Here is a 24,232-nt window from a genome sequence, read left to right on the forward strand (position 1 = left end):
CGAGAAGAGAATGCCGATGACCGAGCAGGCCACCGGGGCCCATCACCCGCAGCCCCGGCCCCGATCCGGAGGACAGTCCGCCCCCGTCGAGCACGTCACGGGCGCACAGTCCCTCATCCGCTCTCTCGAGGAGGTCGGCGCCGACACGGTATTCGGCATTCCCGGCGGTACGATCCTTCCGGCCTATGACCCACTGATGGACTCCACCCGGGTGCGCCACGTGCTGGTCCGGCACGAGCAGGGCGCCGGTCACGCGGCCACCGGCTACGCGCAGGCCACCGGCAAGGTGGGCGTCTGCATGGCGACCTCGGGCCCCGGCGCGACCAACCTGGTCACGCCCATCGGCGACGCGCACATGGACTCCGTGCCGCTGGTCGCGATCACCGGCCAGGTCGTCTCCAAGGCGATCGGCACGGACGCCTTCCAGGAGGCGGACATCGTCGGCATCACCATGCCGATCACCAAGCACAGCTTCCTGGTCACCAAGGCCGAGGACATCCCGCGGGTGATCGCCCAGGCGTTCCACATCGCCTCCACCGGCCGCCCCGGCCCGGTGCTGGTCGACATCCCCAAGGACATCCTCCAGGCGAAGACCACCTTCTCCTGGCCGCCCACCATGGACCTGCCCGGCTACCGGCCCGTCACCAAGCCGCACGCCAAGCAGATCCGCGAGGCCGCGAAGCTGATCACCGCCGCGAAGCGGCCGGTCCTCTACGTCGGCGGCGGGGTCCTCAAGGCCCGGGCCACCGCCGAGCTGAAGGCCCTCGCGGAACTCACCGGGGCTCCCGTCACCACCACCCTGATGGGACTCGGCGCATTCCCCGACAGCCACGAACTGCACGTGGGGATGCCGGGCATGCACGGTGCGGTCACCGCCGTCACCGCGCTGCAGAAGGCCGACCTGATCGTCGCCCTCGGAGCCCGCTTCGACGACCGCGTCACCGGCAAGCTGGACAGCTTCGCCCCGTACGCGAAGATCGTCCACGCCGACATCGACCCGGCCGAGATCGGCAAGAACCGGGCCGCCGACGTGCCGATCGTCGGTGACGCCCGCGAGGTCCTCGCCGACATCGTCCAGGCCGTCCAGAAGGAGCACGCCGAGGGCCACAGGGGCGACTACACCGCCTGGTGGAACGACCTGAACCGCTGGCGCGAGACCTACCCGCTCGGCTACGACCAGCCCGAGGACGGCTCGCTCTCCCCGCAGCAGGTCATCGAGCGCATCGGACAGCTGGCGCCCGAGGGCACGATCTTCGCGGCGGGTGTCGGCCAGCACCAGATGTGGGCCGCGCACTTCGTCCAGTACGAGCAGCCCGCCACCTGGCTGAACTCCGGCGGCGCCGGAACCATGGGGTACGCGGTCCCGGCGGCCATGGGAGCCAAGGCCGGCGCCCCCGACCGCACCGTCTGGGCGATCGACGGCGACGGCTGCTTCCAGATGACCAACCAGGAGCTCACCACCTGCGCCCTGAACAACATCCCGATCAAGGTCGCCATCATCAACAACGGCGCCCTCGGGATGGTCCGCCAGTGGCAGACCCTCTTCTACAACCAGCGGTACTCCAACACGGTGCTGCACTCCGGCCCCGGAGCCGACAGCACCGAGAAGAGCGCCGGCACCCGCATCCCCGACTTCGTGAAGCTGTCGGAGGCCATGGGCTGCCACGCGATCCGCTGCGAGGACCCGGCCGATCTCGACAAGGTCATCGAGGAGGCGAACTCCATCAACGACCGCCCGGTCGTCGTGGACTTCATCGTCCACGAGGACGCGATGGTGTGGCCGATGGTCGCCGCCGGCACCTCCAACGACGAGATCATGGCCGCCCGGGACGTCCGCCCCGACTTCGGCGACAACGAAGACGACTGAGAGCCGTAAAGGAAGCAGATCATGTCCAAGCACACGCTCTCCGTCCTGGTGGAGAACACCCCGGGCATCCTGGCCCGGATCGCCGCCCTGTTCTCCCGCCGCGGCTTCAACATCGACTCGCTCGCCGTCGGCGTCACCGAACACCCCGACATCTCCCGCATCACCATCGTGGTGAGCGTCGAGGAGTTCCCGCTGGAGCAGGTCACCAAGCAGCTCAACAAGCTCGTCAACGTGCTGAAGATCGTCGAGCTCGAACCCGGGCAGGCCGTTCAGCGCGAACTCGTTCTGGTGAAGGTGCGCGCCGACAACGAGACGCGCTCCCAGATCGTCGAGATCGTCCAGCTGTTCCGCGCCAAGACCGTGGACGTCTCCCCGGAGGCCGTGACCATCGAGGCCACCGGGAGCAGCGACAAGCTGTCCGCCATGCTCAAGATGCTGGAGCCGTTCGGCATCAAGGAGCTCGTCCAGTCCGGCACGATCGCGATCGGACGCGGTGCTCGTTCCATCACGGACCGGTCGCTGCGCGCCCTGGACCGGTCGGCGTAGGACATGGAACGGGCGGCCGGGACACGACCGGCCGCCCGTATCGCGAGACCCCCAACCTTCCCCCTCCCTCACCGTCATACGGTGGGACGCAACACCTGCACACAAGGAGAGAACCCAGTGGCCGAGCTGTTCTACGACGCCGACGCCGACCTGTCCATCATCCAGGGCCGCAAGGTCGCGGTCATCGGTTACGGCAGCCAGGGCCACGCCCACGCCCTGTCGCTGCGTGACTCGGGTGTCGACGTCCGCGTCGGTCTGCACGAGGGCTCCAAGTCCAAGGCCAGGGCCGAGGAGCAGGGCCTGCGCGTGGTGAGCCCGTCCGAGGCCGCCGCCGAGGCCGACGTCATCATGATCCTGGTCCCGGACCCGCTCCAGGCCCAGGTCTACGAGGAGCACATCAAGGAGAACCTGAACGACGGCGACGCCCTGTTCTTCGGCCACGGCCTGAACATCCGCTACGGCTTCATCAAGCCCCCGGCCGGCGTGGACGTCTGCATGGTCGCCCCGAAGGGTCCGGGTCACCTGGTGCGCCGTCAGTACGAGGAGGGCCGCGGCGTTCCCTGTATCGCCGCCGTCGAGCAGGACGCCACGGGCAACGCCTTCGCGCTGGCCCTGTCGTACGCGAAGGGCATCGGCGGCACCCGCGCCGGCGTCATCAAGACGACCTTCACCGAGGAGACCGAGACCGACCTGTTCGGTGAGCAGGCCGTCCTCTGCGGTGGCACCGCGGCCCTGGTCAAGGCGGGCTTCGAGACGCTGACCGAGGCCGGTTACCAGCCGGAGATCGCCTACTTCGAGTGCCTGCACGAGCTGAAGCTGATCGTGGACCTCATGTACGAGGGCGGCCTGGAGAAGATGCGCTGGTCGATCTCCGAGACCGCCGAGTGGGGCGACTACGTCACCGGCCCGCGGATCATCACCGACGCCACCAAGGCCGAGATGAAGAAGGTCCTCGCCGAGATCCAGGACGGCACGTTCGCCAAGAACTGGATGGACGAGTACCACGGCGGTCTGAAGAAGTACAACGAGTACAAGCAGCAGGACTCCGAGCACCTGCTGGAGACCACCGGCAAGGAGCTGCGCAAGCTCATGAGCTGGGTCGACGAAGAGGCGTAAGCGGATTCGCCCCGCGACGGTGCCGCCGGTTCCGGACGCCGTCGCGGGGATCCGCCCCGGACGCCGCGCTTCCCCCACCGCCCCTTCCGGGTGATCGATCCGCAGAGGCGCAAGACGACCCGCCACGCGCCACTAGACTGCTGTACAACAAACGCGTCAGGCCCACAGCGTCGTGCGTCTTCCACGCGGCTAGCACTTCTTCACCGCCTGCGGCCGTCGGGACGGCCGTCCGCATTGGACTTGTGAGGACTCACGTGAGCTCGAAACCCGTCGTACTCATCGCTGAAGAGCTGTCGCCCGCCACCGTCGACGCACTCGGCCCGGACTTCGAGATCCGCCACTGCAACGGCGGGGACCGCGCCGAGCTGCTTCCGGCCATCGCCGAGGTGGACGCGATCCTGATCCGTTCGGCCACCAAGGTCGACGCCGAGGCGATCGCCGCCGCGAACAGGCTCAAGGTCGTCGCCCGCGCCGGCGTCGGCCTGGACAACGTCGACGTCTCCGCCGCCACCAAGGCCGGCGTGATGGTCGTCAACGCCCCCACCTCGAACATCGTGACCGCCGCCGAACTCGCCTGCGGTCTGATCGTCGCCACCGCCCGCCACATCCCGCAGGCCAACGCCGCGCTGAAGAACGGCGAGTGGAAGCGGAGCAAGTACACGGGCGTCGAGCTCGCCGAGAAGACCCTCGGTGTCGTGGGTCTGGGCCGCATCGGTGCGCTGGTCGCCCAGCGCATGTCCGGCTTCGGCATGAAGGTCGTCGCCTACGACCCCTACATCCAGCCCGCGCGGGCCGCGCAGATGGGTGTCAAGGTCCTGTCGTTGGACGAGCTGCTCGAGGTCTCGGACTTCATCACCGTCCACCTGCCCAAGACCCCCGAGACCGTCGGCCTCATCGGCGACGAGGCGCTGCGCAAGGTCAAGCCGAGCGTGCGCATCGTCAACGCCGCGCGCGGCGGGATCGTCGACGAGGAGGCGCTGTACTCCGCCCTCAAGGAGGGCCGGGTCGCCGGTGCCGGTCTCGACGTGTACGCGAAGGAGCCCTGCACGGACTCCCCGCTGTTCGAGTTCGACCAGGTCGTCTGCACCCCGCACCTCGGTGCCTCCACCGACGAGGCGCAGGAGAAGGCCGGTATCGCCGTCGCCCGCTCGGTGCGCCTCGCCCTCGCCGGTGAGCTGGTCCCGGACGCGGTGAACGTGCAGGGCGGGGTCATCGCCGAGGACGTCAAGCCGGGTCTGCCGCTCGCCGAGCGCCTCGGCCGGATCTTCACCGCGCTCGCCGGTGAGGTCGCGGCCCGCCTCGACGTCGAGGTGTACGGCGAGATCACCCAGCACGACGTGAAGGTGCTCGAGCTGTCCGCGCTCAAGGGCGTCTTCGAGGACGTCGTCGACGAGACGGTGTCCTACGTCAACGCCCCGCTGTTCGCCCAGGAGCGCGGTGTCGAGGTACGGCTGACCACCAGCTCGGAGTCGGCCGACCACCGCAATGTCGTCACCGTGCGCGGCACCCTCTCCGACGGTGAGGAGATCTCGGTCTCCGGCACGCTGGCCGGCCCCAAGCACGTCCAGAAGATCGTCGCGGTCGGCGACTACGACGTGGACCTCGCGCTCGCCGACCACATGGTCGTGCTGCGCTACGAGGACCGTCCGGGTGTCGTCGGCACCGTGGGCCGCATCCTCGGCGAGGCGGGCATCAACATCGCCGGCATGCAGGTCGCCCGCGCGACGGTCGGCGGTGAGGCGCTCGCCGTGCTGACGGTCGACGACACGGTGGCCACCGGGGTGCTCGGTGAGCTCGCCGCGGAGATCGGGGCGACGTCCGCGCGCTCGGTCAACCTGGTCTGAGAGTGCCGGGGGTTCTGCCCCCGGCCCCCCGTTCGCCCTGAACGGACTCGTCCTCAAGCGCCGGACGGGCTGAGTCGGTCAGCCCGTCCGGCGTTTTCCGTGGGTGTCTGCGGCCGGATCCTGATGTGGCGCAGCCCTGCCGCCGCCAGTACCGCCGCACCCAGGAGCAGTACCGCCCCCGCGATCGCCGCTCCCTGCATCCCGCTGGTGAACGCCTCCCGTGCCGCCGTCGCCAGGGCGTCCCCCGCGCGCCCCGGCAGTTCGGCGGCGACGCCCAGCGCGCCGCCCAGGGTCTCCTGCGCCATGGCGGGAGCCGTGTCCGGCATCTCGTGGCGGTAGACGGCGGTGCCGATGGAGCCGAGGGCGGCCATGCCCAGGGCGCCGCCGAACTCCGTGCCGGTCTCCAGCAGCGAGGACGCCGCCCCGGCCTTCTCGACCGGGGCCGAGCTCAGGGCCAGGTCGGTGAGGAGTGACATCACGATGACGATGCCCGAGGCCATCACCCCGCACGCCGCGAGCACCAGCCACAGCGAGTCCGTACCGGCCAGGGCCAGCAGCCCGTAGCCGCCCGCCGCGATGGCGAAGCCGGCCGTCACGACGTACGCGCGCTCCACGCCCCGCTGGACCAGCCGGGCGGCGACCGGTGCGGCGGCGCCGATGAGCACCGACGGCAGCAGGCTCCACAGCGCGGCCTCCAGCGCGCTCTTGCCCAGGACCGACTGCAGGTACTGGGTGGTGAAGTACGCCGAGCCCATCATCCCGAAGGCCGACAGGGTGTTGAGGAGGAGCGCAGGGGTGAAGCCGTGCCCGCGGAAGAGGGCCGGTGAGATCATCGGCGAGGCCGACGTCCGCTGGCGCTGCACGAACAGCGCCGCGAAGAGCAGGCCCACGGTGATCGCGACGACGTACCGGACGTTCCAGCCCTCGGAGGGCAGCTCCTTCAGACCGTAGACCACGGGCAGGACCGCCGCCATCGACAGCGGGACGCTCAGCAGGTCGAAGCGGCCGGGGGAGGGGTTCTTGGACTCTGGGAGCAGCACCGGGCCGATGACCAGCAGCAGGGCCATCGCCGGCAGGTTGACCAGGAAGACCGAGCCCCACCAGAAGTGCTCGACGAGGACGCCGCTCATCACCGAGCCGAGCGCGATCCCGGCCGTCATCACCCCGGACCACAGCCCGATCGCCTTGGCCCGCTGGGCGGAGTCGGTGAACATCGTGCGGACCAGCGCCATCGTCGACGGCATCAAGGTCGCGCCGCCGATGCCGAGGACCGCGCGGGCCGCGATCAGCGTCTCGGCGGTGTGTGCGTAGGCCGCGAGCAGTGAGGCGGCGCCGAAGGCGGCGGCGCCGACGAGCAGCAGTCTGCGGCGGCCGATGCGGTCGCCCAGCGCGCCCATCGTCATCAGCAGGCCGGCCAGGACGAAGCCGTAGATGTCGAAGATCCACAGCTGCTGGGTGCCGCTCGGTTCCAGGTCCGCGCTGATCTCGGGGATCGCGAAGTAGAGGACGGAGACGTCCATCGAGACCAGCAGCAGCGGGAGCATCAGCACGGTGAGCGCGGTCCACTCGCGGCGGCCCGCACGGGTCGGGTTCGGTGTCATGCCGACGACTGTACGCACGTCTTATACGGTTGTCTAGAACGAGCGTATAAGACGCATGTATGGACAGACGGGTAAGGTGGCATCATGGGACACCGTGAGGATCTGCTCGAGGGCGCCAGGCGCTGCCTGCTCGCCAAGGGCTTCGTGCGCACGACGGCGCGTGACATCGTCAAGGAGTCGGGGACCAACCTGGCCTCCATCGGCTACCACTACGGGTCGAAGGACGCCCTGCTCGCCCAGGCCTACGTGTCGCTGGTCGAGGGGATGGGCAGTGCCTTCGAGGGCGACGGGAGTGTGGACGAGGCCGGTCCCGGCTCCCTGGAGCGGTTCGAACGGGTGTGGTCGAACATCATCGCCACCATGAAGGGGCCCGGCTCGGTGTGGCGGCTCAGCATGGAGGTCCTCGCCCTCGGCGACCGGCTCCCCGAGGTGCGCGACCACCTGGCGGCGGCACAGCGCGAGGCCGGACGCGGTCTGGTCCCGCTGCTGATGGGCGGCCGGGAGGAGGACGTGTCCGACGAGACCGCGGACACCCTCGGCATGTTCTACGTGACCCTGATGACGGGCCTCATCGCCCAGTGGACCTTCGACCCGAAGTCGGCGCCCGACGGTGAACAGCTGACCGTCGGCCTGCGCCGGGTGATCGAGGGAGCCACCGCTACAGGCGATGCCCCTTGAGCGCCATGTGCAGCAACAGCCGGTCCTCGCCGTCGTCCAGGTCCAGGCCGGTGAGCTGCTCGATCCGTGACAGGCGGTAGTAGAGGGTCTGGCGGTGGATGCCCAGCTCGGCCGCCGTGCGGCCGGCCTGGCCGGCGCGGTCGAGGTAGACCTCGGCGGTGCGGGCGAGTTCGGCGTGCGCGGGGGAGAGCAGGGGGCCGACGACGGGATCACGGGCCGCGCCCGGGGGCAGCGCGGTCAGCAGGCGGAAGGGGCCGATCGACGCCCACCGGGCGACCGGCCCGAGCCGGGGTTCGGCCCGCGCCGCACGTGCCGACGCCGACGCCTCCGCCCAGGCCGCGCCCAGGTCGGCGAGGCCCGCGCGGGGCGCGGCGATCCCGGCGGCCGGCGGGGGGCCGCCCCGGCTTGCCGCCCGCTCCAGCAGCCGTGAGGCCGCCGTCACCGCCGGGGCCAGTACGTCCGTCGAGCGCAGCCTCAGCAGCAGGGCCAGGGACAGGCCGGTGGCACCCCGCGGCAGGGTGCACAGCGCCGTCGCCCCCGGCACCGTGCGGACCGACGGGGCGTCGTCGGGGTCGGCGGAGGGCCAGGGGGCGACACAGACCACCGTGTGCGGACCGTCCGCGCGGCTGCCGAGCGCGGTGCGCAGCTCGGCGACCGCCATCTCCCGCTGCCAGTCCCGCTCCGCGGTCAGCACCGCCCGCAGTTCCCGCGTGAGGTCGGCGCCGTGCTGGGCCTCGTCCGCGAGCAGCGCCCCGATCCGGGCCGTCACCCGCATGGCCGCGTCCAGCTGTTCCTCCGAGGGGCCCGGGTCGTAGTCGAGCAGCCAGACGTACCCGAGGACGACACCCCGATGGCGTACCGGCAGACAGACGCGTCCCCGGTGGACCCCCGCCTCCGGAGTGCGCGGGATGCGGACCGGGCCGGTCGCGCGGGTGATGCCGAAGCCCTCGAACCAGGCGCGGACGGCGGCCGTGGAACGACGGGTCAGGATCGAGCGGGTGCGCACCGGGTCCAGCACGGACGGATCGAGGTCGCCCTCGCTGTCGTACGCCCCGAAGGCGATCAGTTCGAAATCCCGGTTCTCCAGGGTCGCCGGAGCGCCCAGCAGCTCCGAGATCTCGTCCACCAGCTCCTGGTAGTCATCCCTGTGTTCCGACGTCACCCGGGCATTCTGCCGCAAAGCCCCGGAGCCTTCATACATCTGTCTGAGATCTGCGGCACGGATGCGTGACAGCTGTCGATGGCCCACGATCGGGGGCATCCGTAGGTTTCACGGTGGTTCTCCGTGCCGTATCCGAATCGTCGGGTGCCGGCCTCGTGCAGCTTGTGGAGGTGCCCCGTGCTGGGTCCCGTGATTCTCGCCGCGTCGCGCAGCGACCGGATGCGACGCCTGATCTCGGCGGCCCCGGTGACCAAGCAGGTCGTCGACCGCTTCATCCCCGGTGAGACCGTCGACGAGGTCCTGCCGATCATCCAGGAGCTCACCGGCAACGGCCTGGAACTCACCATGGACGTCGTCGGCGAGGACATCACCACCCCCGAGCAGGCCGCCGCCGCCCGCGACGCGTACCTGGAGCTGATCGACCGGCTGGGGCCGCTGGAGCTCGGCACCCGCGCCGAGATGTCGGTGAAGCTGTCGATGTTCGGCCAGGCCCTCCCCGGCGGCCACGAGCTGGCCCTCGCCAACGTCCGTCCGGTCGTCGAGGCCGCCGCCGGGATCGGCACCACGGTCACGCTGGACGCGGAGGACCACACCACCCTCGACTCGATGTTCGCCATCCACGAGGAGCTGCGGAAGGACGTCCCGCAGACGGGCTGCGTCATCCAGGCCTACCTCTTCCGCACCGAGGAGGACGCGCGCCGCCTCGCCGCGGCCGGCAGTCGCGTACGGTTGGTGAAGGGCGCCTACAAGGAGCCCGCGGAGGTCGCCCACCAGCAGAAGCACGAGATCGACAAGGCGTACGTGCGCATCCTGCGGACGCTGATGGAGGGCGAGGGCTACCCGATGATCGGGTCCCACGACCCGCGCCTGATCTCCATCACCCAGGAGCTGGCCCGCACCGCCGGGCGAAAGCTCGACGAGTACGAGTTCCAGATGCTCTACGGCATCCGCGGCGACGAGCACCTGCGACTGGCCGCCGAGGGCCACCGGATGCGCGTCTACACGGCCTACGGCACCGACTGGTACGGCTACTTCATGCGCCGTCTGGCGGAGAGGCCCGCGAACCTGGGCTTCTTCCTGCGGAGCATGATCAGTCGTGGCTGAGGCGGCTCGGTTGTGCCGGCGCTCCGGTTCCGGCCGGGGGTCCGGGGGCCGTCCCCCGGGAGGCACGGCATGAGGCGGCTCGCGGAGAAGCCCGCCGACCCGCGGTTCTCCGCACGAAACATGATCACCAAGGGCTGACACCACACCGCTCACGACAAGGAGTTACGCCACCCATGGACGCTGTGACCCAGGTCCCCACCCCCGTCAACGAGCCGGTGCACGGCTACGCCCCCGGGACGCCCGAGCGTGCCCGGCTGGAGGCCAGGCTCAAGGAGCTGGCCGACAACCCGATCGACCTCCCCTGCACCATCGGCGGCGAGAAGCGGATGGGCGGCGGCGAGCGCTTCGACGTCGTGCAGCCGCACAACCACAAGGCCCGCCTGGGCACCTACGCCAACGCCACCCGGCAGGACGCCCAGGACGCCATCGACGCGGCCCTCGCCGCCGCGCCCGCCTGGCGCGCGATGTCGTTCGACGACCGCGCGGCGATCATCCTGCGCGCCGCCGAACTGCTGGCCGGCCCCTGGCGCGAGACCATCGCCGCCTCCACCATGCTGGGCCAGTCCAAGACCGCCCAGCAGGCCGAGATCGACAGTCCCTGCGAGCTGGTCGACTTCTGGCGGTTCAACGTCCACTACGCGCGCGGCATCCTCGCCGAGCAGCCCCCGGCCAACTCGCCGGGCGTGTGGAACCGCATGGACCACCGCCCGCTGGAGGGCTTCGTCTACGCGATCACGCCGTTCAACTTCAGCGCCATCGCGGCCAACCTGCCGACCGCGCCCGCGCTGATGGGCAACGTCGTCCTCTGGAAGCCGTCCCCGACCCAGACCCACGCCGCCGTGCTGCTGATGAAGCTGCTGGAGGAGGCGGGCCTGCCCAAGGGCGTCATCAACCTCGTCACCGGTGACGGCATCGAGGTCTCCGAGGTCGCCCTCGAGCACCGGGACCTGGCCGGCATCCACTTCACCGGCTCGACCAAGACCTTCCAGCACCTGTGGAAGACGGTCGGCCGGAACATCGAGAAGTACCGCACCTACCCGCGTCTGGTCGGCGAGACCGGAGGCAAGGACTTCGTCGTCGCCCACCCGAGCGCCGACCCCGCGATCCTCAAGACCGCCCTGACCCGCGGTGCCTTCGAGTACCAGGGACAGAAGTGCAGCGCCACCTCGCGCGCGTACATCCCGGCGTCGATCTGGAACTCCGGTTTCAAGGAGGACTTCGCCGCCGAGGTCGACTACATCACCATGGGTGACGTCACCGACCTGTCGAACTTCATCGGCGCCGTCATCGACGAGCGGTCCTTCGCCAAGAACAAGGCCGCCATCGACCGCGCCAAGGAGGACCCGGCCTGCACGATCGTCGCGGGCGGCTCCTACGACGACTCGGTCGGCTACTTCGTGCGTCCGACGGTCATCGAGTGCTCCGACCCGGAGAACGAGGTGTTCCGCACCGAGTACTTCGGACCGATCCTCGCCGTGCACGTCTACGACGACGAGAAGTACGACGAGATGCTGACCCAGATGGAGTCGGTGTCCGACTACGCCCTCACCGGCTCGGTCATCGCGGGCGACCGCGCGGCGGCGGCGTACACGATGGAGAAGCTGCGCTACGCGGCCGGCAACTTCTACATCAACGACAAGTCGACCGGCGCCGTCGTCGGCCAGCAGCCCTTCGGCGGCGGCCGTGCCTCCGGCACCAACGACAAGGCCGGTGCCCCGCAGAACCTGATGCGCTGGACCCTGACCCGCGCCATCAAGGAGACGCTGGTCCCGCCGACCGACTACGGATACCCGCACATGGGCTGACGCCCACCCCGACCCCGAACGGGCCAGGTCACCCCCCGACCTGGTCCGTTCGGTGTTTTCGCAGGTGGGAGCGGTGTGACCCGGTCCGCCGTCTCAGATAGTAGGAAGTCCGAGTAATTGTGCAGACAGGCGCGGTCCGCTCCTCTAGCTTTGTAGGAGCCGAACGACTCGCTCGATCAAGCGAACGGCGGTCGTGAGCCGGACCCGCGCAGGCAACCCCTGCGGTCCGTCGCTCCCCGCCCATCCGGCGTCTCGTAAACCCCTTTCCGCACTCCACGTATGCCGAAGGAGTCGATGACCCATGGCCGAGACGACCGTCCGCCGCCGCGTCCGCCACACCTCCCGCACCAGCGAATCCGACCGCAAGAACGCCGCCGCGGCGCTCCAGCGCGCCCTCGACCGCAGGGACAACGGCGGCTCGACCGGCCACTGACACGCCGACGGCGTCCGTATGCCGGACTCCGTATGTCATCTCGTGGGACGAGGAGTAGGGTGCCCGCATGTCTCGCAGCATCAATCTCGCAGTGATCCCCGGTGACGGCATCGGCCAGGAGGTCGTGGCCGAAGGTCTCAAGGTCCTCTTCGCCGTCCTTCCGCAGGATGTGAAGCTGGAGACCAAGGAGTACGACTTCGGCGCCAAGCGCTACCACGCCACCGGTGAGACCCTCACCGACGCCGACCTCGACGGGCTGAAGCGGCACGACGCCATCCTGCTCGGCGCCATCGGCGACCCGAGCGTCCCGTCCGGCGTCCTCGAGCGCGGCTTCCTGCTCAAGCTCCGCTTCGCCTTCGACCACCACGTCAACCTGCGGCCGAGCAAGCTCCTGCCCGGTGTGGCCACCCCGCTCGCCGGCCAGCCGGAGATCGACTTCGTCGTGGTCCGCGAGGGCACCGAGGGCCCGTACACGGGCAACGGCGGCACCATCCGCAAGGGCACGCCGCACGAGGTCGCCACCGAGGTGTCCGTCAACACGGCCTTCGGTGTCGAGCGCGTGGTCCGCGACGCCTTCGCCCGCGCCCAGGCCCGCCCGCGCAAGAAGCTCACGCTGGTCCACAAGAACAACGTGCTGACCTTCGCCGGCCACCTGTGGACGAACGTCTTCAACAAGGTGGCCGAGGAGTACCCCGAGGTCACCACCGACTACATCCACGTCGACGCCGCGACGATCTACCTCGTCACCGACCCGGCCCGCTTCGACGTCATCGTCACCGACAACCTCTTCGGCGACATCATCACCGACCTCGCCGCGGCCGTCTCCGGCGGCATCGGCGTCGCGGCCTCCGGCAACATCAACCCGGACCGCGCGTATCCGTCCATGTTCGAGCCCGTGCACGGCTCGGCCCCGGACATCGCCGGGCAGGGCAAGGCCGACCCCAGCGCCACGGTCCTGTCCGTCGCCCTCCTGCTGCGCCACCTCGGGTACGAGGCCGAGGCGGCCCGCATCGAGGACGCCGTCTCCGCCGACCTCGCGGAGCGCGGCAGTCTGCCCGCCCGCAGCACCTCGGAGATCGGCGACGCGCTCGCCGCACGAGTAGCCGGCTGATCCGGCGCGCTCTGTCGAAAACATTCGAAGCCGCCGGGTCGCATCCGCACCCGGCGGCTTCCCCCTGTCCCCGCCGGGTGTCACCATCGACCACCGGGCCGCATCCACCCTGTTTCTTCCGCCGTCACCTCCGGGCGATAATCGAACGCGGAGCCGCGGAATGAGGGAATGCTCGGACGCCCTGGTACTGGCCACCGGCCGTACGGGCGTGTGCGCGGCCCGTCACTACAACCGGTGAAGGACAACCACTCATGACCACGCCCACGATCGAGCTCAAGCCCTCGGCGCACCCGCTCATCGACGCAGAGCGCGAGGCGATCCTGGCCAACCCCGGGTTCGGCCGCCACTTCACCGATCACATGGTGACGATCAGGTGGACCGAGGGCCGCGGCTGGCACGACGGCCAGCTCGTCCCGTACGCGCCGATCTCCCTCGACCCCGCGACCACCGTCCTGCACTACGCGCAGGAGATCTTCGAGGGCCTGAAGGCATACCGCCGGCCCGACGGTTCCGTCGCCACCTTCCGCCCGGAGAAGAACGCCGAGCGCTTCCAGCGCTCCGCCAAGCGCCTCGCGATGCCCGAACTGCCGGTCGAGACCTTCATCGAGGCGTGCGACGCCCTCGTCACCCAGGACAAGGCATGGGTGCCGGCGCACGGCGGCGAGGAGTCCCTCTACCTGCGCCCCTTCATGATCGCCACCGAGGTCGGGCTGGGTGTGAAGCCCGCCAACGAGTACCTGTTCCTCGTCATCGCCTCCCCGGCCGGCGCCTACTTCCCGGGCGGCGTGAAGCCCGTCTCCATCTGGGTCTCCGAGGACCGCGTCCGCGCCGTCCCCGGCGGCATGGGTGACGCCAAGACCGGCGGCAACTACGCGGCCTCCCTGCTCGCCCAGGCCGAGGCCGCCACCAAGGGCTGTGACCAGGTCTGCTACCTCGACGCGGTCGAGCACCAGTGGGTCGAGGAACTGGGCGGCATGAACCTGTACTTCGTCTACGGCGACAAAATCGTCACCCCCACCCTCAGCGGCTCCATCCTGGAGGGCGTCACCCGCGACTCCCTGCTGAGCGTCGCCCGCGACCTCGGCTACGAGGCCGTCGAGGAGCGCGTCTCCGTCGAGCAGTGGCAGCGCGACTCGGAGAACGGCACCCTCACCGAGGTCTTCGCCTGCGGTACGGCGGCCGTCATCACCCCGGTCGGCACGGTGAAGCGGGCCGGCGCCGAATGGCGGCAGGGCGGCGGCGAGCCCGGCGAGGTCACCCTCCGTCTGCGCCGGGCCCTCCTCGACATCCAGCGCGGCACCGCCGAGGACAAGCACGGCTGGATGCACCCGCTGGGCTAGGGGGTGTCGTCTGGATCAGGCCGGCTTCAGGTGACGGCGCCTCAGAGGTGCGTGCCGGACCCCGCCCGGCTCGGCAAGATCCAAACGGCATCTCCTAGACCCCGGCTCCTGTGGGTGAACACCCACCGCCCGCATCCTGAGACGGATCGTGAGCATGGGGGCGGATTGTGCCAGACTGCCCCCGTGCTCTCGTTCGCCACGATTATTGGCAGCAGGCGCGCCGGTCCGCAGTGACCGCACGTACGACACCGTACGGGCGGACACCGTCGTCCTCGACCCGCGCGCAGACCTCTCGCACCCGCGAGAGGTTTTTCTGTTTCCTGGCCCCACCCGCGGCCGGGAACGGGGCGCGAGGGACCATGGGGGAACGGTGGAACCGGTCATTCCGGTAGACCGAGATCAACTCAGGAGCCTTCAGACCATGACCGCAACCAGCGAGCCCGACGACTCGTTCCACGTCTTCGACACCACCCTGCGCGACGGCGCCCAGCGCGAGGGCATCAACCTCACGGTCGCCGACAAGCTCGCCATCGCCCGGCACCTGGACGAGTTCGGCGTGGGCTTCATCGAGGGCGGCTGGCCCGGCGCGAACCCGCGGGACACCGAGTTCTTCGCCCGCGCCCAACAGGAGATCGAGTTCCGGCACGCCCAGCTGGTCGCCTTCGGCGCCACCCGCCGCGCCGGCGCCACCGCCGCGAAGGACCCCCAGGTCAAGGCGCTCCTCGACTCCGGCGCACAGGTGATCACGCTGGTCGCGAAGTCCCACGACCGCCATGTCGAGCTCGCCCTGCGCACCACCCTCGACGAGAACCTGGAGATGGTCCGCGACACGGTCTCCTTCCTCAAGGGGGAGGGCCGCCGGGTCTTCGTCGACTGCGAGCACTTCTTCGACGGCTACCGCGCCAACCCCGAGTACGCGAAGGCGGTGGTCCGCGCCGCCTCCGAGGCCGGTGCGGACGTCGTCGTCCTGTGCGACACCAACGGCGGCATGCTCCCGGCGCAGATCCAGGCCGTGGTCTCCACCGTGCTCGCCGACACCGGTGCCCGGCTCGGCATCCACGCCCAGGACGACACCGGCTGCGCGGTCGCCAACACCCTCGCCGCCGTCGACGCGGGCGCCACCCACGTCCAGTGCACGGCCAACGGCTACGGCGAACGGGTCGGCAACGCCAACCTGTTCCCGGTCGTGGCCGCCCTGGAACTGAAGTACGGCAAGCAGGTCCTGCCCGAGGGCCGGCTGCGGGAGATGACCCGCATCTCGCACGCCATCGCCGAGGTCGTCAACCTCACCCCGTCCACGCACCAGCCGTACGTCGGTGTCTCCGCCTTCGCGCACAAGGCCGGACTGCACGCCTCCGCGATCAAGGTCGACCCGGACCTCTACCAGCACATCGACCCCGAGCAGGTCGGCAACACCATGCGGATGCTGGTCTCCGACATGGCCGGACGCGCCTCCATCGAGCTCAAGGGCAAGGAACTCGGCATCGACCTCGGCGGCGACCGCGAACTGGTCGGCCGGGTCGTCGAGCGGGTCAAGGAGCGCGAGCTCAAGGGCTACACGTACGAGGCGGCCGACGCCTCCTTCGAGCTGCTGCTGCGCGCGGAGGCCGAGGGCAGGCCGCTGAAGTACTTCGACGTCGAGTCCTGGCGCGCGATCGTCGAGGACCGCCCCGACGGCACCCACGCCAACGAGGCCACGGTGAAGCTGTGGGCCAAGAGCGAACGCATCGTCGCCACCGCGGAGGGCAACGGCCCGGTCAACGCCCTGGACCGCGCCCTGCGCGTCGCCCTGGAGAAGATCTACCCGCAGCTCGCCAAGCTGGAGCTGGTCGACTACAAGGTCCGCATCCTCGAGGGCAAGCACGGCACCCAGTCCACCACCCGCGTCCTGATCTCCACGTCCGACGGGGCGGGGGAGTGGGCGACGGTGGGCGTCGCCGACAACGTCATCGCCGCGTCCTGGCAGGCGCTGGAGGACGCCTACGCGTACGGGCTGCTGCGGGCCGGAGTGGAGCCGGCGTCGTAGGAGATCCCGGACCGGCAGGGGCGGTCTCGGTAACCCCTGCCGGTCCGGATGCCCGTTTCCGGCTGGATTCGGGTAGCTTCGAAGATATGAAGGACGCGTCGATGCGTACCCTCGTACGCCTGCTGATCGTGCCGGTGGCCGCCGTACTGGCGGTCCTGACGGCCGGTGCGCCCGGGGCGCAGGCGGCCACCGACGTCTCGGAGATCGCCCGCGCGTTGCGCGAGAGTCCCGTCTACGTCGATCCCGAGGCCCAGGACATCCTGGCGAAGTCCGACGCCGAGGCCCTCGCCGACAAGATCGAGGAAGCGGACGAACCGGTCTTCGTCGCGGTCCTCCCGGCGGACCAACCGACGCAGAACCTCTTCCAGAACCTGCGCACCGAGACCGGCGTCACCGGTCTGTACGGCATCCGTCTCGGCGACGAGTTCGACGCGCGTGCCGACAGCAGCGTGCTCAGCCGCCAGGGCGTGCGGAACCTGGTCATGTCCGTGCAGGGCGCCGGTGACGCCAAGGCCCAGCTGAACGACTTCGTCGACAACGCGCTGCGCAACACCGGCGGCTCCGCGCCGAACTCCTGGAGCGACGGATCCGGCGGCGACGTCCCCGTCGGCGGGCTGATCACCGTCGGCGCGGTGCTGGCGGCCGGCGGCGCGGGCACGTACGCCCTGGTCCGCCGCAACCGGCGCCGCCGCGAGGAGGAGCAGCGGGCCGCGCTGGAGAAGCTGCGGGTGGTGGTGGACGAGGACATCACCGCGTTCGGCGAGGAACTCGACCGCCTCGATTTCCACCCGGGCGAGCCCGGCGCGGACGACGCGATGCGCGCGGACTACGAGCATGCGCTGGACGCCTACGAGCGGTCGAAGTCGTTCATGGCCGCGGCCCGCAAACCGGAGGACGTCCGGGCCGTCACCCAGGCCGTGGAGGACGGCCGCTTCGCCCTCGCCTCCCTCGCCGCGCGCCGGGAGGGACGCCCGCTGCCGGAGCGCCGCCCGCCCTGCTTCTTCGACCCGCGCCACGGCCCCTCGGTCACCGACGCCGTCTGGACGCCGCCGGGCGGCGCCGAGCGCGAGGTCCCGGTGTGCGCGGCCGACCGGACCCGGCTGGCCGACGGCCTCGACCCCGCCGTCCGCGAGGTCGACACCGAGTACGGGCGCCGTCCCTACTGGGACGCCGGTCCCGCGTACGGCCCCTGGGCCGGCGGCTACTTCGGCGGCGGCCTGCTGCCCGGACTGCTCGTCGGCACCATGCTCGGCGGCATGATGGCAGGCCCCGCCTACGCGTCCGACTACGGCGCCGGTTACGGGGACTTCGGCGGCGGTGACGTCTCGGGTGCGGACTTCGACGGCGGCGACTTCGGTGGTGACTTCGGCGGGGGCGGCGGTTTCGGCGGAGGCGACTTCGGCGGCGGCGGGGACTTCGGCGGCGGCTTCTGAGCCGTCGCGGGGTCTTCCCCGGACACGCCGAGCGCCCGCCCTCCCGTACGGGGGAGCCGGGGGGCGGGCGCGCTCGGAGGCGCCGGGCGGGGCGCCGTCGGCGGGATCAGGCGTTGCGGATCGCCGAGATGTCGAAGTTCAGCTTGATCTTGTCGGAGACCAGGACGCCGCCCGTCTCCAGCGCCGCGTTCCAGGTCAGGCCCCACTCGGAGCGCAGGATCTCCGCCTTGCCCTCGAAGCCGACGCGCTGGTTGCCGAACGGGTCGGTCGCGGCGCCGTTGAACTCGAGGTCGATGGTGAGCGGCTTGGTGGTGCCCAGGATGGTCAGGTCACCGGTGATGCGGTAGTCGTCGCCGCCGAGGGCCTCCGCCCCGGTGGTGCGGAAGGTCATCGCCGGGAACTCGTCCGTCTTGAAGAAGTCGGCGCTCTTCAGGTGGCCGTCACGGTCGGCGTTGCCCGTCTCGATGCTGTCCATCACCACGTCGACGGTGGCCGTGGACTTGGCCGGGTCGGTGCCGTCGAGGTGCAGCGCGCCGGTGAAGTCCTGGAAGCTGCCCTTGACGTTGGTGACCATGGCGTGCCGGGCGACGAAGCCGAACGTGCTGTGCGCGGGGTCGATCGTGTAGTCGCCGGTCAGCGCGGCCAGGTCCGGGTTCACCGCGGTGGTGGTCGCGGTGGCGGTCTCGTTGTCCTTGCGGCCGAAGATGCCCATGGTGCTCCTCCTGAAGGGGTCCCGTTGAATGTTCAACTAATTCAACGGGACCCACCGTAGGCCTATTCCCTTTAACTTTCAACATGTCTGCCGAAGGTGTCGCGATCGAGCCGCCGGAACGGGTGGTACTCGCCGGTCGCGTCCTCGGTCGCGGTCCTGGTGGAGCTGTTGCGGCGCGATACCCGGAGGTCGACGACCCGGACCTCGTGACCGGCCGCGCGGGCGGCGCCCGCCACCCGCTCCAGGCCCAGCGGTTCGAGCCGGGGGAAGATCTCGGAGTACATCAGGGCGCCGGGGTGGACGAGCGGCAGACGCACGGTGACCTCGCCACGGGAACCGGACGGACCGGGTACGGAAGGGTCTCCCCTTCGTATCCCGGCGCACGTGGCCGCGTGCCCGCCGTACGCCCGCCTGGCCGAATCCCCGCCCGCAGGAGTGGTCCTGCGGCGCGCCGCACCGGCCCCCGGGAGCCCGGCACCACCCGCCGGCGGGGGCCGGAGCGGACCGGGCGGACGGGCTCCAGCGCTGGCGAGGTGCACCGGAGTGGGGGTGTCCTGGATGACGAGGACCCGCAGCGACAGCGCATGGGAGACCGACTCGTGACCACCACCGGCTCCGGTTCCACCTACGACCCCCCGGCGGACCCCGCACACGGTGCCGCCCGTGCCGCCGCCTCCGCCCCGGCGGCGGCGCGCGGCCACGGGCCGCCGCGCACGGACCGGCGTGTCGCCCTCGTCACCGGCGCCTCCTCGGGCATCGGCGCGGCCACCGCGCGGCGCTTCGCCGCCGGGGGCTGGCAGCTGCTGCTCAGCGGCCGGGACCGGCGACGGCTGGAGGAGACGGCGTCCGGCACCTCGGCGGTCCTGCTGCCCGCCGACCTCGCCGCGCCGGACGGGGCCAGGATGCTGGCGGAGGCCGCGCTGCGGGAGACCGGACGCATCGACGTGCTGGTCGCCGGGGCGGGCATCGGCTGGGCGGGGCCGTTCCTGACGATGCCGCACACCGACATCGACCGGGTGCTGTTCCTGGACCTCAACGCGACGCTGCACCTCGTACGGGAGGTGCTGCCCGCGATGGTGACGGCCGGCGACGGCCGGGTGGTGCTCGTCGGCTCGGTGGCCGGCTCCGTGGGCGTACGGGAGGAGGCGGTGTACTCCGCCGCCAAGGCCGGGCTGGCCGCCTTCGCCGAGGCGCTCCGGCAGGAACTGCGCGGTACGGGCGTGGGGGTGACGCTCGTCGTGCCCGGCCCCGTCGAGACGGGCTTCTTCGCCCGCCGCGGCACGCCGTACCGCCGCTCCCACCCGCGGCCCACCTCGCCCGGCCGGGTCGCGGCCGCCGTCTGGAACGCCGTCTCCCAGGGGCGCGACGAGGCCTACGTCCCCACCTGGCTCACCCTCCCCTCCCGGGTACGTGCCCTCACCCCCGGCCTCTACCACAAGCTTCTGGACCGCTTCGGCTGAGACCCCGGCGCGAGCGGACCACCGCCACCGCTGGGCTCCGGGCACGCGAACAGACCCGAACGGGTGCATGCGCCACCCATGAATGTGAGGTGACTCTCAGATGACGTCTTTGTGCGACCTCTACAAGCCGGACGCCCTCTGAGCAGTCGGAACGGCTGCATGCCGCCAAGGTTCTGTTCAGGGGTACCAGGAAAACGCCCCGGAGACTGTGAGGAGTCGACGGCTCGCATTTCCAGGTGGGCTTCGTAAGGTCACTACATGACCGTTTTGGATGAGGCGCCGGGTGAGCCGACCGACGCGCGCGGACGCGTGGCCGAACTGCACGAGATCCGTGCCCAGGCACTGGCCGGCCCGAGCGAGAAGGCGACCCAGGCGCAGCACGCCAAGGGCAAGCTGACCGCGCGGGAGCGCATCGAACTGCTGCTGGACCCGGGGTCCTTCCGCGAGGTCGAGCAGCTGCGCCGGCACCGGGCCACCGGCTTCGGTCTGGAGGAGAAGAAGCCGTACACGGACGGTGTGATCACCGGCTGGGGCACCGTCGAGGGCCGCACGGTCTTCGTCTACGCCCATGACTTCCGGATCTTCGGCGGCGCGCTGGGCGAGGCCCACGCCACCAAGATCCACAAGATCATGGACATGGCCATCGCGGCCGGCGCGCCGCTGGTGTCGTTGAACGACGGCGCCGGCGCCCGCATCCAGGAGGGCGTCTCCGCCCTCGCCGGATACGGCGGCATCTTCCAGCGCAACACCAAGGCGTCCGGCGTCATCCCGCAGATCAGCGTGATGCTCGGCCCCTGTGCGGGCGGTGCGGCCTACAGCCCCGCCCTGACGGACTTCGTGTTCATGGTCCGTGACACCTCACAGATGTTCATCACCGGCCCGGACGTCGTCAAGGCGGTCACCGGCGAGGAGATCACCCAGAACGGCCTGGGCGGCGCGGACGTGCACGCCGAGACCTCCGGTGTCTGCCACTTCGCCTACGACGACGAGGAGACGTGCATCCACGAGGTGCGCTACCTCCTCTCCCTGCTCCCGCAGAACAACCGGGAGAACCCGCCCCGCGTGGAGTGCTCCGACACCGCGGAGCGCCGTGGCGACGTCCTGCTGGACCTGGTCCCCGCCGACGGCAACCGGCCGTACGACATGGCCAAGGTGATCGAGGAGATCGTCGACGACGGCGAGTACCTGGAGGTCCACGAGCGCTGGGCGCGCAACATCATCTGCGCCCTGGCCCGGATGGACGGCCAGGTCGTCGGCATCGTCGCCAACCAGCCGCAGTCGCTGGCGGGCGTGCTGGACATCGAGGCGTCCGAGAAGGCCGCCCGCTTCGTCCAGATGTGCGACGCCTTCAACATCCCGATCCTCACCTTCCTGGACGTCCCCGGCTTCCTCCCGGGCGTCGACCAGGAGCACGGCGGCATCATCCGCCACGGCGCCAAGCTGCTCTACGCCTACTGCAACGCCACCGTGCCGCGGATCTCGCTGATCCTGCGCAAGGCGTACGGCGGCGCCTACATCGTCATGGACAGCCAGTCCATCGGCGCCGACCTGACGTACGCCTGGCCGACGAACGAGATCGCCGTGATGGGCGCGGAGGGTGCGGCCAACGTCATCTTCCGCCGTCAGATCGCCGACGCCGAGGACCCCGACGCCATGCGGGCGCGCATGGTCAAGGAGTACAAGTCCGAGCTGATGCACCCGTACTACGCGGCCGAGCGCGGTCTGGTCGACGACGTGATCGACCCCGCGGAGACGCGTGAGGTGCTGATCCGTTCGCTGGCGATGCTGCAGACCAAGCACGCCGACCTGCCGTCCCGCAAGCACGGCAACCCGCCGCAGTAACCCGGCGGACATCTCTCCCAGGGAGACCGATAGCCATGAGCACACCTGACATCCGTGTCGAGAAGGGGCACGCCGGGCCGGAGGAGGTCGCCGCGATCACGGCGATCCTGCTGGCCAGGGCTGCCGCGCAGCCGTCCGCCGAGGCTTCGGCCCACCGCGGCCGCGCCCGCGCCGGCTGGCGCCGCCTGGAACGCGAACCGGGCTTCCGCGCCCCCCACAGCTGGCGCTGACCTCACCGCTGACAAGCAGGGCCCCTCCACAAGGGAGGGGCCCTGCTTGTTGGCGTGGTGGCGCTCTTGTCATGCCGGTCCGGGCAACCCCCTCAGGGGCGCGGGGCTGTGACGACATGCGGCTCCGCCACATGGGCGCGACAGGCCACGGACTGCCCGCACCCGGCATGCGACAGCCCCCGGCAGCCAGTGGCCGCGGAGGCTGTCGCGCCGCTCGGCGCCTACGGGATGCCTCGCCCGGAGGGGGTACTCCCAAGCCGCAGGCGGCGGCAGCCGCTAGCGGAGGCGGGCCATCAGGGCGTGCTCCACGAGAGTGATCAGCGCCGACTTCGCGTCGGCACGATGCCGCGCGTCCGTCGTGATGATCGGGGTGTCGGGGCCGATCTGAAGAGCTTCCCGGACCTCGTCCGGCTGGTACGGCTGCTGGCCGTCGAAGCCGTTGAGGGCGATCACGAAGGGGAGACCCGAGTTCTCGAAGTAGTCGACCGCCGGGAAGCAGTCGGCGAGACGCCGGGTGTCCACCAGCACGATCGCGCCGATGGCGCCGCGCACCAGGTCGTCCCACATGAACCAGAAGCGGTCCTGGCCGGGCGTGCCGAACAGGTACAGGATCAGGTCCTGGTCCAGGGTGATACGGCCGAAGTCCATGGCGACCGTCGTGGTCGTCTTGTCCCCGGTGTGGGTGAGGTCGTCGATGCCTGCCGAGGCAGACGTCATGACGGCCTCCGTGCGCAGCGGGTTGATCTCCGAAACGGCCCCGACGAACGTGGTCTTGCCCACGCCGAAGCCACCCGCCACCACGATCTTCGCCGAGGTGGTGGAGCGGGAAGGACCGCCGCTAGAGCTTGCGAAGTCCACTGAGCACCCTTTCGAGCAGTGTCACGTCTGGCTGGCCGCCGGCGCTCTCGTCGCCGCCGGGCTGATGGATGGCGACCAGTCCCGCCTCCGCCAAGTCGGCGACGAGGATCCTGGCCACGCCGAGAGGGATGGTCAGCAGGGCCGAGATCTCGGCCACCGACTTGATTTCCCGGCAGAGGTTGCAGATCCGCTGATGCTCGGGCAACTGGCCCTGCATCTGGTGCGGCTGCGCGGTGGTGTGCACCAGCGCCTCGATGGCGAGCTGGTACCGCGGCCTGGTGCGGCCGCCCGTCATCGCGTACGGGCGCACCAGGGGATTGCTCGACGCCCCGGCGGGCGCCGGCTCGGGTGCTCGGCGTTGCGGCTGCACCGGCTGGATGCGCGGGGCATGAGGCTGGTCGTACGGCGAAGGGCCGGGGCCCTGCGGCGCGTACGGCTGCCGGTGGCGTGGCTCGGAGGAGTAGCCGTGCCGGTTCTGGGAACCGTCGTTCTGGCCCTGGGCAGGACCGTACGACCAGTTGCCCGCGGATGAACCGTCTGGGGGTGTTGCCACTTTCTCCTCCTCCGACTGTGCCTGGCACCCATCCTGTGGAGCCGCGTCCCGAAACCTTACGGCCCGGGGACGCCGAAACGCACCGTCCGTCCTTTAGTTGAGAAGGCTCCCTTGGAGCTCCGCTCGAAGATCCGGCGTCAGGACCGTACCGGCTCGGTCGACCAGAAGGGCCATCTCGTACCCAATGAGGCCGATGTCCGCCTCGGGATGTGCGAGAACCGCGAGCGACGAACCATCGGAAATGGACATGAGGAACAGGAATCCCCGCTCCATCTCCACAACCGTCTGGTTCACGCTGCCGCCCTCGAAGATCCGGGAGGCGCCTGCCGTCAGAGACGTCAGACCGGAGGCGACGGCCGCGAGCTGGTCGGCGCGGTCGCGGGGAAAGCCTTCGGACATCGCCAGAAGGAGTCCGTCGGCGGAGACCACCACCGTGTGGGACACCCCCGGGGTGTTGTCCACGAAGTTGGTGATCAACCAGTTCAGGTTCTGTGCCGCCTGGCTCATCGGG

The 24,232-nt window shown here is 70.4% G+C and carries 22 protein-coding genes; 15 read left to right on the top strand and 7 right to left on the bottom strand.

Features of this window, described 5'->3' with window-relative positions; genetic code table 11:
• Window positions 1-16: 16 nt before the first annotated feature.
• The 4 genes from ACH4VX_RS12865 to serA all read left to right on the top strand — a co-directional run bounded on the left by ACH4VX_RS12865 (window position 17) and on the right by serA (window position 5,373).
• Window positions 17-1,867, top strand: coding sequence for an acetolactate synthase large subunit (locus ACH4VX_RS12865; RefSeq protein WP_398367438.1), 1,851 nt, complete (start codon window positions 17-19; stop codon window positions 1,865-1,867).
• Window positions 1,868-1,888: 21 nt separating this feature from the next.
• Complete coding sequence (gene ilvN / locus ACH4VX_RS12870) at window positions 1,889-2,413, top strand: acetolactate synthase small subunit (RefSeq protein WP_030216544.1); 525 nt, start codon at window positions 1,889-1,891, stop codon at window positions 2,411-2,413.
• Window positions 2,414-2,530: 117 nt separating this feature from the next.
• On the top strand, window positions 2,531-3,529 hold the full coding sequence (gene ilvC, locus ACH4VX_RS12875; protein ID WP_398367439.1) for a ketol-acid reductoisomerase: 999 nt from the start codon (window positions 2,531-2,533) through the stop codon (window positions 3,527-3,529).
• 254 nt (window positions 3,530-3,783) lie between these two features.
• On the top strand, window positions 3,784-5,373 hold the full coding sequence (gene serA / locus ACH4VX_RS12880) for a phosphoglycerate dehydrogenase (RefSeq protein WP_398367440.1): 1,590 nt from the start codon (window positions 3,784-3,786) through the stop codon (window positions 5,371-5,373).
• Window positions 5,374-5,426: 53 nt separating this feature from the next.
• On the opposite strand, the gene ACH4VX_RS12885 is transcribed toward serA, so the two are convergent.
• Window positions 5,427-6,974: an MFS transporter gene (locus tag ACH4VX_RS12885; protein ID WP_398367441.1), complete on the bottom strand. Its 1,548-nt coding sequence runs from the start codon at window positions 6,972-6,974 to the stop codon at window positions 5,427-5,429.
• 84 nt (window positions 6,975-7,058) lie between these two features.
• On the opposite strand from ACH4VX_RS12885, the gene ACH4VX_RS12890 reads away from it, so the two are divergent.
• Entirely contained in the window at window positions 7,059-7,652 is a 594-nt protein-coding gene (locus tag ACH4VX_RS12890) for a TetR/AcrR family transcriptional regulator (RefSeq protein ID WP_398367442.1), read from the top strand.
• On the opposite strand, the gene ACH4VX_RS12895 is transcribed toward ACH4VX_RS12890, so the two are convergent.
• Window positions 7,633-8,853, bottom strand: coding sequence for a PucR family transcriptional regulator (locus ACH4VX_RS12895; protein ID WP_398367443.1), 1,221 nt, complete (start codon window positions 8,851-8,853; stop codon window positions 7,633-7,635). The genes ACH4VX_RS12890 and ACH4VX_RS12895 overlap by 20 nt on opposite strands.
• A 138-nt stretch (window positions 8,854-8,991) precedes the next feature.
• Here ACH4VX_RS12895 and ACH4VX_RS12900 point away from each other — a divergent pair, with 138 nt between their 5' ends.
• The 7 genes from ACH4VX_RS12900 (at window position 8,992) to ACH4VX_RS12930 (ending at window position 18,066) form a co-directional block, all read left to right on the top strand.
• Window positions 8,992-9,918, top strand: a complete 927-nt coding sequence (locus ACH4VX_RS12900) for a proline dehydrogenase family protein (protein ID WP_398367444.1) — start codon at window positions 8,992-8,994, stop codon at window positions 9,916-9,918.
• Between the two features lie 173 nt (window positions 9,919-10,091).
• Window positions 10,092-11,723, top strand: a complete 1,632-nt coding sequence (gene pruA, locus ACH4VX_RS12905; protein WP_398367445.1) for an L-glutamate gamma-semialdehyde dehydrogenase — start codon at window positions 10,092-10,094, stop codon at window positions 11,721-11,723.
• Window positions 11,724-12,024: 301 nt separating this feature from the next.
• Entirely contained in the window at window positions 12,025-12,156 is a 132-nt protein-coding gene (locus ACH4VX_RS12910) for a hypothetical protein (RefSeq protein WP_106982032.1), read from the top strand.
• A 67-nt stretch (window positions 12,157-12,223) separates the two neighbouring features.
• Window positions 12,224-13,267 carry a 3-isopropylmalate dehydrogenase gene (locus ACH4VX_RS12915; RefSeq protein ID WP_398367446.1) on the top strand — a complete coding sequence of 348 codons (1,044 nt, stop codon included), beginning with the start codon at window positions 12,224-12,226 and terminating at the stop codon, window positions 13,265-13,267.
• Between the two features lie 251 nt (window positions 13,268-13,518).
• Window positions 13,519-14,607 carry a branched-chain amino acid aminotransferase gene (locus ACH4VX_RS12920; RefSeq protein WP_398367447.1) on the top strand — a complete coding sequence of 363 codons (1,089 nt, stop codon included), beginning with the start codon at window positions 13,519-13,521 and terminating at the stop codon, window positions 14,605-14,607.
• A 421-nt stretch (window positions 14,608-15,028) separates the two neighbouring features.
• Window positions 15,029-16,633 carry a citramalate synthase gene (cimA, locus tag ACH4VX_RS12925; RefSeq protein WP_398367448.1) on the top strand — a complete coding sequence of 535 codons (1,605 nt, stop codon included), beginning with the start codon at window positions 15,029-15,031 and terminating at the stop codon, window positions 16,631-16,633.
• 86 nt (window positions 16,634-16,719) lie between these two features.
• Window positions 16,720-18,066: a hypothetical protein gene (locus ACH4VX_RS12930; RefSeq protein WP_398367449.1), complete on the top strand. Its 1,347-nt coding sequence runs from the start codon at window positions 16,720-16,722 to the stop codon at window positions 18,064-18,066.
• Window positions 18,067-18,172: 106 nt separating this feature from the next.
• Here the strand turns inward: ACH4VX_RS12930 and ACH4VX_RS12935 are convergent, their stop codons facing one another.
• Window positions 18,173-18,778 carry a YceI family protein gene (locus ACH4VX_RS12935; protein WP_398367450.1) on the bottom strand — a complete coding sequence of 202 codons (606 nt, stop codon included), beginning with the start codon at window positions 18,776-18,778 and terminating at the stop codon, window positions 18,173-18,175.
• Between the two features lie 71 nt (window positions 18,779-18,849).
• On the bottom strand, window positions 18,850-19,095 hold the full coding sequence (locus ACH4VX_RS12940; protein ID WP_398367610.1) for a hypothetical protein: 246 nt from the start codon (window positions 19,093-19,095) through the stop codon (window positions 18,850-18,852).
• A gap of 282 nt (window positions 19,096-19,377) precedes the next feature.
• On the opposite strand from ACH4VX_RS12940, the gene ACH4VX_RS12945 reads away from it, so the two are divergent.
• The 3 genes from ACH4VX_RS12945 to ACH4VX_RS12955 all read left to right on the top strand — a co-directional run bounded on the left by ACH4VX_RS12945 (window position 19,378) and on the right by ACH4VX_RS12955 (window position 22,310).
• The gene (locus ACH4VX_RS12945) at window positions 19,378-20,238 is read left to right on the top strand and encodes an SDR family NAD(P)-dependent oxidoreductase (RefSeq protein ID WP_398367601.1); all 861 of its coding nucleotides are present in this window, start codon (window positions 19,378-19,380) and stop codon (window positions 20,236-20,238) included.
• A 258-nt stretch (window positions 20,239-20,496) separates the two neighbouring features.
• On the top strand, window positions 20,497-22,080 hold the full coding sequence (locus ACH4VX_RS12950; protein ID WP_398367451.1) for an acyl-CoA carboxylase subunit beta: 1,584 nt from the start codon (window positions 20,497-20,499) through the stop codon (window positions 22,078-22,080).
• Between the two features lie 35 nt (window positions 22,081-22,115).
• A complete protein-coding gene (locus ACH4VX_RS12955) occupies window positions 22,116-22,310 on the top strand; it encodes an acyl-CoA carboxylase subunit epsilon (RefSeq protein ID WP_398367452.1) in 195 nt (64 codons plus the stop codon).
• A gap of 276 nt (window positions 22,311-22,586) precedes the next feature.
• Here ACH4VX_RS12955 and ACH4VX_RS12960 read toward each other — a convergent pair whose 3' ends face one another.
• The 3 genes from ACH4VX_RS12960 to ACH4VX_RS12970 all read right to left on the bottom strand — a co-directional run bounded on the left by ACH4VX_RS12960 (window position 22,587) and on the right by ACH4VX_RS12970 (window position 24,228).
• Window positions 22,587-23,168, bottom strand: a complete 582-nt coding sequence (locus ACH4VX_RS12960) for an ATP/GTP-binding protein (RefSeq protein WP_030216560.1) — start codon at window positions 23,166-23,168, stop codon at window positions 22,587-22,589.
• Complete coding sequence (locus ACH4VX_RS12965) at window positions 23,149-23,721, bottom strand: DUF742 domain-containing protein (RefSeq protein ID WP_398367453.1); 573 nt, start codon at window positions 23,719-23,721, stop codon at window positions 23,149-23,151. The genes ACH4VX_RS12960 and ACH4VX_RS12965 overlap by 20 nt, the downstream gene beginning before the upstream one ends.
• A gap of 93 nt (window positions 23,722-23,814) precedes the next feature.
• Window positions 23,815-24,228, bottom strand: coding sequence for a roadblock/LC7 domain-containing protein (locus ACH4VX_RS12970; RefSeq protein ID WP_030948713.1), 414 nt, complete (start codon window positions 24,226-24,228; stop codon window positions 23,815-23,817).
• Window positions 24,229-24,232: the final 4 nt, after the last annotated feature.

Source organism: Streptomyces sp. NPDC020731 (assembly GCF_044334705.1).
Taxonomy (GTDB): domain Bacteria; phylum Actinomycetota; class Actinomycetes; order Streptomycetales; family Streptomycetaceae; genus Streptomyces.